The 9,737-nt window shown below is 36.5% G+C and carries 10 protein-coding genes; 6 read left to right on the top strand and 4 right to left on the bottom strand.

The genetic code is table 11. The features are described from left to right. Positions 1 to 111: 111 nt before the first annotated feature. Together KI343_RS11430 and KI343_RS11425 are read right to left on the bottom strand one after the other, a co-directional pair. Positions 112 to 285 carry a hypothetical protein gene (locus KI343_RS11430; RefSeq protein ID WP_212926548.1) on the bottom strand — a complete coding sequence of 58 codons (174 nt, stop codon included), beginning with the start codon at positions 283 to 285 and terminating at the stop codon, positions 112 to 114. A 432-nt stretch (positions 286 to 717) separates the two neighbouring features. Continuing rightward, the gene (locus KI343_RS11425; protein ID WP_212926547.1) at positions 718 to 873 is read right to left on the bottom strand and encodes a YfhE family protein; all 156 of its coding nucleotides are present in this window, start codon (positions 871 to 873) and stop codon (positions 718 to 720) included. 75 nt (positions 874 to 948) lie between these two features. On the opposite strand from KI343_RS11425, the gene KI343_RS11420 reads away from it, so the two are divergent. Beyond that, the gene (locus tag KI343_RS11420) at positions 949 to 1,107 is read left to right on the top strand and encodes a hypothetical protein (RefSeq protein WP_212926546.1); all 159 of its coding nucleotides are present in this window, start codon (positions 949 to 951) and stop codon (positions 1,105 to 1,107) included. Positions 1,108 to 1,282: 175 nt separating this feature from the next. Here KI343_RS11420 and trhA read toward each other — a convergent pair whose 3' ends face one another. Next, positions 1,283 to 1,927, bottom strand: coding sequence for a PAQR family membrane homeostasis protein TrhA (gene trhA, locus KI343_RS11415; protein ID WP_212926545.1), 645 nt, complete (start codon positions 1,925 to 1,927; stop codon positions 1,283 to 1,285). 376 nt (positions 1,928 to 2,303) lie between these two features. Between trhA and KI343_RS11410 the strand changes: the two genes are divergently transcribed. The 4 genes from KI343_RS11410 (at position 2,304) to KI343_RS11395 (ending at position 5,819) form a co-directional block, all read left to right on the top strand. Beyond that, positions 2,304 to 2,882: a DUF1836 domain-containing protein gene (locus KI343_RS11410; protein ID WP_212926544.1), complete on the top strand. Its 579-nt coding sequence runs from the start codon at positions 2,304 to 2,306 to the stop codon at positions 2,880 to 2,882. Next, positions 2,879 to 3,811 carry an MsnO8 family LLM class oxidoreductase gene (locus KI343_RS11405; protein WP_212926543.1) on the top strand — a complete coding sequence of 311 codons (933 nt, stop codon included), beginning with the start codon at positions 2,879 to 2,881 and terminating at the stop codon, positions 3,809 to 3,811. Before KI343_RS11410 ends, KI343_RS11405 begins: the two co-directional genes overlap by 4 nt. Positions 3,812 to 3,984: 173 nt before the next feature. After that, on the top strand, positions 3,985 to 4,599 hold the full coding sequence (locus KI343_RS11400; RefSeq protein WP_212926542.1) for a DedA family protein: 615 nt from the start codon (positions 3,985 to 3,987) through the stop codon (positions 4,597 to 4,599). A gap of 137 nt (positions 4,600 to 4,736) precedes the next feature. After that, on the top strand, positions 4,737 to 5,819 hold the full coding sequence (locus KI343_RS11395) for an Rpn family recombination-promoting nuclease/putative transposase (protein ID WP_212926541.1): 1,083 nt from the start codon (positions 4,737 to 4,739) through the stop codon (positions 5,817 to 5,819). A gap of 266 nt (positions 5,820 to 6,085) precedes the next feature. Here the strand turns inward: KI343_RS11395 and KI343_RS11390 are convergent, their stop codons facing one another. Then, positions 6,086 to 7,099: an aromatic acid exporter family protein gene (locus KI343_RS11390; protein WP_212926540.1), complete on the bottom strand. Its 1,014-nt coding sequence runs from the start codon at positions 7,097 to 7,099 to the stop codon at positions 6,086 to 6,088. A 427-nt stretch (positions 7,100 to 7,526) separates the two neighbouring features. Between KI343_RS11390 and KI343_RS11385 the strand changes: the two genes are divergently transcribed. Then, on the top strand, positions 7,527 to 8,996 hold the full coding sequence (locus KI343_RS11385) for a C40 family peptidase (RefSeq protein WP_212926539.1): 1,470 nt from the start codon (positions 7,527 to 7,529) through the stop codon (positions 8,994 to 8,996). Positions 8,997 to 9,737: the final 741 nt, after the last annotated feature.

Genomic DNA, 9,737 nt, shown 5'->3' with positions numbered 1-9,737 from the left:
ATTATCAGTTATACTAGTAGACATAGGTAAGGTCTCCTCTTCTTAGTTTTTGTGATGATTAACTAATGGGTAGGATAACCTTACCTTTCCTATTTATTCAGCTTACACAGACTATTGTACGTCATCCTCGTATCCGCTCGAAAAGAGCATGTCCGCTCCAAAAGACTTGTATCCCGCTCGAAAAGAGAGCATGTCCGCTCCAAAAGGCTTGTATCCCGCACGGAAAAAGAGCATATCCGCTCCAATCAGGCTCGTACCCGCTCCATCAGGGCCTAATCTAATCAAGTCTTTAGCAACCGCTTACGTAAATCACACACATATTAATAGCCAGAACTCAGCTTGATGTTTGATGAAGTAATTATTCTTCAGCAAGGATCCGTTATCTGGCAAGAAGTTCCGGCTTTTTTTTTGGAAGCAAACGGGAAGCAAAGGCAGCAGGATGAGGAATTGTTGATATATTCTCTGATATTATAATGATGACTTTTGTGACCATGTTTCTCATCGGTGTTGCATTTTATTTAATCGGATTTCTGTTCATGCGAAAAATTACGATTGTAAAAACACGTTAGAACCATCTTCAATAGAATTTATCCTGCTTAGCCGGAGAAAGCTAAAGAAAGACACATGAGCAATTATTCATGTGTCTTTCATAAACTATATCCTGAAGAATCTTCCGTAAACCCTATAGAAGAAGGTTTCAATTTAAATATATTTTTATTATTTTAACTTAGGGTTTTCATATTTTGCCGCTTTCACGCGAGGTCTACGAAAGCCGCCAGCGATATCCGCCTGCTTAAATTCTTTTGAATAATGAATCTCCTGCGCGTCAGAAAGATCTCTGTCTTTTGCTGGCTGATATTGGGCATTTCTCATAACCAACCATCCTTTCTATTCATGTTCGTTCTACTATTTATTTTCCCGATTTAGATGAATTAAAACATATAAATTATGCTATCAAAGACTAGAAGCTATTTTGATAGAAGACAGGAGAAAAAAGTATTTTTATCTGAATTTCAGCCGAAAGCAGCAGTTATTCTTATCAATGGTGCAGCAAGTGATGGTACGCTTTTGCAAAGTGAAAGCTTCGATTTAGAGAATTATGCGTAAGAATTAATCGAAAAGGTTCCGAAGTTGGTGAAATGTACCTAAAAAAGAGCCTTTTCTCATGAAGAGGCTCTTCTTTAGATTAAGCTGTATTGTATTACCGCTCCAAGTGAGCCCAAATCCGCTCCGAAACTAGGTCAAGCCGCTCTAACTCAGCTCAAACCAACTCCAAATTCCCTTAAATAACATACAAATAAATGCACAAGAAGTGAGCGATACTTCCTAACAGGATAAAAATATGAAATATCTCATGGAAACCAAAATAGCGAGAACGCAAGAATTCTGGTTTCAGCCAGTAAATAACTGCCCCGACCGTATAGAATAATCCTCCAACAATGAGGAAGGTTAATCCACCAGCTCCAATAATTGGCGCCAGCGGACCGCAATAAAATACAGCTATCCATCCCAATAAGACATATAAAAGTGTAGACAACCATCTTGGGGAATGAAACCATATTAACTTAAATAGGACCCCGAAAAAGGCTAATCCAGTAACAACCCAAAATAATACCCAGCCGACAGTCCCTTGAAGGGCAATAAGACAGAGCGGAATGTATGTACCAGCAATGAGTACATAAATCATAGAGTGATCCATTCTTCTAAAGAAGGCGATAATATTCGGACTGGCAATCACAGAATGATAAACTGTTGAAGCAGTATATAGAAGAATTAAACTAATGCCAAATGCAGCTACGGCGCCAACATCTAAAGGCGTTCCGGTTTGCGCTGCTTTTACAACCAATAAGATTAGTCCAATAATTGATAAGATAATCCCAATAAAGTGGGTAAAAGCATTCATAGGTTCTCGGATAAATTTATGCAAATTAAACATCTCCATTCCATCATATAGTATTAAATACTATGTATTAAATATATACTCATTCCATCAAGTAGTCAATGTTTGATTTTCAAGTAGATACGCATATAATGTATGTAGGAACATTAAAAGATCTCCACTAAAATTTGATGCTTTTAACAGCTTACGATGGGTAGATGAGCCGACTCTTCAGTGCGGAAAGTAATCCCAGTCCGAGAAAAGCACTTACTTTCCTACAGGAGTCCGCTAGTTAATGTCATTTCCTTATTTATCCGATAATAAACCTCATTTTGATGCTAAGCCACGATAAAAACTGATTTTATTTAAGGAGAACTCGACAAAATACGACAAGAAAAAAAGATAGAGAAGGGAAGGTCAGCTGATGGACATTCAAAAACAATTGGAAGATCTTCATTTAGAAAATCAGTTAAGCGCAGAGAATATCCCTGATTTAGATTTATATATGGATCAAGTGATTCAGCTTTTTGAAAGTAAATTTGCTTCCTCTAAGCGTTATGAAGAGGATAAAGTTTTAACCAAAACGATGATCAACAATTATGCGAAGGCAAAACTATTCTTTCCCATAAAAAATAAAAAATATTCCAAAGAGCATCTATTAATTATTAGCATGATTTATCAAATGAAGAGTGTTTTATCGATGAAAGATATCGGGAAAACATTTGAAGGGATAAATCATAGAATACAAGAAGACGAATTGGATTTAGAGAATTTTTATAATAATTATATTCAATTAATGGATAGAAATGTGGTTCGGTTCAAAGAGTATATAAAAGAGCAAGAAGAAATAGTTGAAAAAGAATTAGATACCAATGTAGTAAACGATACGTATTTACAACAAGTATTGCTTATTACGAGCTTGACGGGAATGAGTAATTTTTATCGCCGGGCAGCTGAAAAATTAATAGACCAGCTGGAAATGGAAGGGGAGAAGGAACAGTGAAATTAAGTATTTTAGACCAAGCGCCTCTATTTGCAGATGCAGATGCAAAAAAAGCGCTCGAAGCCAGTATAGAATTGGCTATCCTGGCAGATAAATGGGGCTATAAACGATATTGGGTTGCTGAACACCATGATATGCAAGCATTAGCAAGTCCTGCTCCGGATATTTTATTAGGAATTATCGGCAGTAAGACGGAAAGAATACGAATCGGTTCCGGTGCTGTCCTATTGCCAAATTATCAGCCATATAATATCGCTGAGCGTTATCGTATGTTAGCGACACTTTATCCGAATCGAGTAGATATTGGGTTAGGACGAGCGCCAGGAGGATCGGCAGAAGCGTCTATTGCACTTGCTGGAAATTTTTTAGAACGGGTGAAAGAAATGCCAAAATATCTGGATGAACTGCTTCATTTCTTGCAAAATGACTTCCCGGCGGAACATCTCTATTCGAAGGTAACAGCTACTCCTGTTCCATCCGCACAGCCAAAGCCCTGGCTATTAGGGACAAGCCAAAAAAGTGCACAGCTTGCAGTGAGTAAGAATCTCCCTTATGTATTTGGGCATTTTATGGGAGCGGATAATGGACCAGAAATTGTATCAGATTATCAAAAGCAGGCAAAGGAGCCGTCTACAATCGTTGCTGTATCTGTTCTTTGTGCAGAAACGGAAAAAGAAGCAATCGAGTTAGCAGAGGAAACAAGACGGAGAAAAGAAGAACAAGCGTCTGAACAGCATGGAGTTAAGGAAGAGAACAAACAAATTGCCGATAAACAGATTGTTGGAGATATCGCCCTCGTTCGAGAAAAACTAACCCAGCTTCAAGATGCATATCAATGTGATGAAATTATGGTACTAACGATGGCGCCAACCTATGAAGCAAGGGAATACTCTTATCGACAACTAGCAGGGATGATTAATAATCATTAAAAAGGAAGGAAGTTCAAAAGTTTTATTGGCGCCTTTTTGAACACATATGAAAGAAGCCGGCTAAATATTTCCCTAAGAATCTTAACACTTATTTTGAAAATGAAATAAAAGCATAGTCTTCCATATGGTAGAATATATCTTAATCATGAAGACAAGTTTAATTGGAGGATTTTATGGGAGAATGGGTTACATCCATTATGGAACAGTTCGGATATTTCGGGATTTTTTTAATGATGACTTTAGAGAATTTATTTCCGCCAATACCATCAGAAGTCATCCTTCCTTTTGGAGGTTTTTTAACGACTTATAGTGCACTAACCTATTTAGGCGTGTTAACTGCTGCTACTTTGGGAGCTATTATTGGTGCAATGCTTTTGTACTGCGTAGGCATGCTATTAGATGTTGAACGCTTGGAGAGAATAGTAGACCGTTATGGTCGCATATTGCGTTTGAAAAAAACGGATATTGATAAAGCAAATAAATGGTTTGAAAAATACGGTTATTGGACGGTATTTTTCTGTCGGATGGTCCCGCTTTTAAGAAGCCTTATTTCTATTCCAGCTGGCATGACAAAGATGAACTTTGGAATTTTTATTCTATTAACAGCCATCGGTTCTCTTATTTGGAATAGTATTTTAATCGGTGTTGGAGTAATCCTGGGTGAAAATTGGCACCATGTAGTTGGTTTCATGGATGGCTATTCAATGATTGTGTATGCTTTAATAATCATAGCGATGATTTTTTTCTTCATTTGGTATATAAAACAGCGGAAGACTGAAAAACTGTAGAAGCCGAGGCGCTCCTGCAGTTTTTTTGTGTTTCACAGGAGAAACTTTTCTCTTGACAAAGGAACGTATGTTTGGTTAACTGTATGTAGATTCGCATCTTTGTAAGTCCTCTATTTAAAAGAAAAGGACGTGTTTCTATGCTATTATCAAACGAAATAAATCTTCAGCAAGCATACGAAGACCAAGAAAACTACATGAATTTAAATGAAAACAATAGGGAAGCAAGAACAAGTAAATTATCTCAGCAAATCGATAGGCATCAACTGATGGATTTAAAGATTGGTTATGCTTTTAAACAGTTGTTTGGCAAGGAGCATCATAAAGATATGATTACAGCCTTCTTGAATGCTATTTTTGATAAAACAGAGATAGCGCCAATTCAATATCTCTCTTTCAAAAATATAGAAATAGCAGGAGAATATGAAGATGGAAAAGAAGCATGTTTGGATATGCTCGTTGAAACAGAAGATAAGGAATCTATCAATGTAAAAATACAATTTACAAATCAGCGTGAGCCAAAGAAACAATCTTTATCTTATTGGTCACAATTGTATCAAAAACAATTTGAAGGAAATAAAGATGACAATGAATTTAACCCCGTAGTCACAATCAATATTTTGAATTTTGATTTAATTGAAGACGACGATAAATTCCATCGTATTTTCCGCCTGTTTGAAAATGAAAAAAACTTTTGGCTAACAAATATGCTGGAATGCCACCTTATTGAGATACCAAAACTCATCCGTGCTTGGAAACAAGAAGCATTAAATCCGTGGGAGGACCATTTAGCAAGATGGCTTCTATTATTTGGGATTGTGGATGAATGGGAAAATTATTTTTATGATGATATCTATCAAGAATTGGAGAAGATTACATCCATTGATAAGACTTTAGAAAAGGCTATAGAGGGCTGGGGAAATTTAAGTAGCAGCAAGGAAGCGCGTTTAATATATGAAGCCCGTCTTAAGCAAATATTCGATCAGCAATCATTGCTGCAAGATATAGAATTAGCGATGCAAAAATGTGAGGTTCTGGAAAGAAAATACGAGCAGCAAAAAATAAAAACAGCGGAACAAAAGAAAAAATGGTTAGAAGCAGAGGAGAAATCGGTGACCGCTCGCCGTGAAGCTGCAAAAATAATCATCCGTTATGGGAAGATTGTTGCACGTAATTTATTAGAACAAGGAATGGATTCTGCCTTTGTTAGGAATGCAACATGATTATCAGAAAAAGAAGTAAAGATTATTCAAGAGGAGATAGAGCAAGAAGAAAAGGAATAGAAATCGTTTATAACAGAGGACCTTTCCGGAAAAAAGCTCCCGCCTGCAAATAGTCAAATAAATAAAGCTGGATAGGCGGGAGGTAATGGGAGTTTGTGCATTTTTATGCGGAAAGATGGATTTCATTATTTCAAAAATAAATTTATTATGAAAATTGCAGTAAACTTGGAGCTTTACTCTACATCGAAAAAGAGTAACATAACGATTTAATTCTTAGAAAAATACGCTTCTATAATTTGCACAATGGATATAAGTTCATAAACCGCAACTAATTCTATTGGCAATTTCGCTGCCTCGGATCTATCAATTTGAGCATCCCTTAATATCTCTTGAAATGTTTGATAGAGCTGGTCCCGTTTAACTTTCCAATCATCCTTATCAAAAGCAGTTTCCCCTCCCAAAACGTTTCCAAAATAAACAACATTTTCGAACATAAGCTTTTGTTTTTTGATATCCCACTTAAATTCTTGAGGAGGCTGCTCCGCGATGTTGGTTACATGATACTGAATCATACGTAAAGAATGAATCTGTTGTCGTAACTGTGTCAACTCCTCTTCATGTTTTTCCAAAATATGATGATATTTCAGATCGTTCTTTTGATAGAGAGAAAGTAATGCTGCGCTCTCAAGCTCTTTATACACGTTTCCTACTTTTTTATCCATTCCATAATCTAATGGCGCCTTTGCAAAAATTAATTCATAGTAGCAGCGTTTCATATGATTGCTTAATCGTTTACGGATGGATTCTATTTGCTTGTGTATCGAATGATGATAATTTGGCGGGAAAACAAACATATTTACCAATGTCGAAACGGATAAACCAATGGTCGTTGTTGCTAACCGTATAAGAAAGCTAAAAAAATAGCTGTCCTCAACTACTTCAATCATTGCAATGGCTGTAAGTGTAGCGACTAACAATCCAGCATGCAGTTTCAGCCGGAAACAAGTAAATATTGTAAGTACAGCCGCTAAGACATAGGTTAGTGGTGAATTATCAAATAGAGCAATAAATATAACTGCATAAGCTGCACCAATTGCTGATGCCGGGAAACGAACTAAACCCTTCTTAATTGAATCGGTAACTGTGGGTTCAATGGTCACAATAGCGGTAATGACAGCAAATGTAGGAGGAAAATCAAGCCATTTACAAATCAGTGCTGTGAAGAATACAGCGATTCCTGTTTTTATTACTCTATTTCCAATTATTGTTTGTATCTTCACATAATCCCCTGCTTTTCCTATCTATCTTAAATTCTATAGATTCTTTCTATAATATCTAACCTTACAAAAGTAGAAGGTTAATTGATTACATACTATTGTATCAAATTTAATGACGAAAAAAATTATATTTGGTATATTAAGCAAGAAAGTGAGAAAATGATGTAAATTTATCATAGTAGAAAGCGTTGATATAGAAGGGATATCTCGTATTCTATGACGAAATTTCGGTGGATTTGTCATTATTGAAACATAAATGTAATATTTCTATAACCTCTATGTCATTTTTATATGATAAGCTGTACGAAGTTATTAAGGAAAAGAAAACAACATTTTTGAGATAAATAATGAAATCGCAAAGCAACGGTACTATTTTAAAATACATAGATAATAGATTTGCGGTGTAAAAAATGAAAGCGGGGGAAAGAAGTTGAAAAATAAAATAATGACATTAACTGCAGCTTCTGTAGTGGGGCTTAGCAGTGTGTTTTTTGCGGGGCCAGTAAAAGCAGAATCAGTGGAAGATTTAGAGAATCAAAAAGTTCAAGTACAGGAAGAACGTGATTCTGTACAAGCTAATCTATCAGATGCGGAAAAAGAAGTAGCGGATGTTCTTGTTGAGCTAGAAGGTTTAAGAAGTGAGATTGAGGACATTAACTCAGCACTTGAAAAAAATCAGCAAACATTAGCTGAAACAGAAGACGAAATTTCTACAACAGAAGACGCAATTAGTGAACTGGAAGCGGAAATTAAAGAGTTAGAAGAAGCGATTGAAAAGCGTACGGAGATTTTAAAAGAACGCGCAGTAGCGCTTCAACAAAGCGGCGGGGATATCAGCTATCTGGAAGTACTATTTGGTGCTCAAGATTTTAGTGATTTTGTAAGTCGTGTTTCTGCAGTAAATAAAATTACAGATTCTGATTTAGCTTTACTTGAAAAACAAGAAGCAGATAAACAGGAAGTAGCTGAAAAACAAGAAACGGTGGAAACAAAACTTGATGAGTTAAATCAATTAAAAACAGATTTAACAGGTATCAATGCAACAATTAAAGAACAAAAAGAGGCTGCAGAAGATAAAGAAGCTTCCTTAAAAGATAAAGAGGCAGATTTAACTGCACTGATTGATGAATTACAAATTGAAGATTCTCAGTTAGCTGCTATTGAAGCGGATGTGTCAGATCGTATAGAAGTTGCAAATGCTCCAGCACCTGAAACTTTAGTAGCGAGTGCTAGTGTAGGGTCTAGTGAAGATAGCAGCAACGAAGACGAAGATACAAGCAGTTCAGAAAATGAAGCTGCTGATAGTGAACCGGCTGAGCAAGAAGAATCTTCCTCAAGCAACGAAGAAAATAGTGAAAGTAACAATAACAGTAATAGCAACAGCAACAGTAACTCTGAAAACAGCAGCAATTCTTCCAGCGCAAATGAATCGAATTCTAACGGTGGATCCAATGATTCAGGTCAACCTGCTGCTAAAAAAGAAACGAAAAAAGCGGAAGAACCAAAACAAGAATCTGCACCAACAGGTTCTGGAATTAGTGCCGTGATAAGCGCTGCACAAAGCCAGACATATCAAAATCAATATGTTTGGGGTGGGAAAAGCCCTAGCACAGGATTTGATTGTTCTGGATTCGTATCTTGGGCGTTTGCTCAAGCTGGATACTCTATCCCATCTTACACTGGCGCATTAGTAGGTACTGGTAAAGCAGTCTCAGCGAGTGATATGCAACCAGGAGATCTCGTATTCTTTGATACTAACGGTCCTAATGGTCATGTAGGAATTTATCTTGGCGGCGGCCAATTCATTGGTTCCCAAAGCAGTAACGGTGTAAAAGTTGCTAACATGTCTAGCGGTTACTGGGCTGATAACTTCAGCGGAACAGTACGTCGCATTCAATAATAATTATATAACCAAGGGTTCTTGCACGAGGAAATGCTTCGTGTGAGGGCCTTTTTTACGCTAATAAACCGACATGACCATCAAAAGAATCTTTTTCAAATATGCCGCGAGAGAAAGAATATATGTATCTATACCCATAAACTAAGACAATAAACCACTTTATATGGCAGTTAGCAGCATAATACAAGAACAATTCCCTTAATGATGCTGGTAATTCTGTTTGTAAAGATTGTTTAAAAGGTTGAGAAGGAACGAAAGCTATAAGCAATCATGTAAAAAAATGAGTCAGCTGTTAATAGGCAGTTGGCTTATTTTGTAAGTTAGTATAATTCCTTGTGTTCCTTTCGTAGTCAAGTAGACATATTATGCTTTTATCCCTTATAATAAAGAGAAGGGAAAGGGTGATTTCGATGGGAAGGTAATATGGAATATAATAGATAATTATCATACGGTGATATCCATGAAGCCTAATCATTGGAATCATCTACGTGTGAGCAACATAACGTTATAAATGTGTATGAATAATGAAATTCATTACGGTGGAGTCCATAAAAAACCTTGCGTTAAAACAGAAAAGCAATGAATCTGTTGAAGCTTGAGAGAATGGAAGGTTACCACTTTAATTTATTCGACTAGCCTTTAGCGGGAGAAGAAACCCGCCATGGAGGAGATATCATTTTATAACGAATATAAAGGGGCTAACACCAAAATTAATGGTTGAAATGAGTAAATAAATATGAT

Source organism: Oceanobacillus sp. J11TS1, from assembly GCF_018333215.1.
Classification (GTDB): domain Bacteria; phylum Bacillota; class Bacilli; order Bacillales; family Amphibacillaceae; genus Oceanobacillus.
This window is presented reverse-complemented; position numbering and strand designations above follow the sequence as displayed.

Coding starts and splice junctions, on each gene's coding strand:
- KI343_RS11425 (WP_212926547.1), bottom strand. CDS start 873: ATGAGAAATGCCCAATATCAGCCAGCAAAAGACAGAGATCTTTCTGAC.
- KI343_RS11420 (WP_212926546.1), top strand. CDS start 949: ATGCTATCAAAGACTAGAAGCTATTTTGATAGAAGACAGGAGAAAAAA.
- KI343_RS11410 (WP_212926544.1), top strand. CDS start 2,304: ATGGACATTCAAAAACAATTGGAAGATCTTCATTTAGAAAATCAGTTA.
- KI343_RS11400 (WP_212926542.1), top strand. CDS start 3,985: ATGGGAGAATGGGTTACATCCATTATGGAACAGTTCGGATATTTCGGG.
- KI343_RS11395 (WP_212926541.1), top strand. CDS start 4,737: ATGCTATTATCAAACGAAATAAATCTTCAGCAAGCATACGAAGACCAA.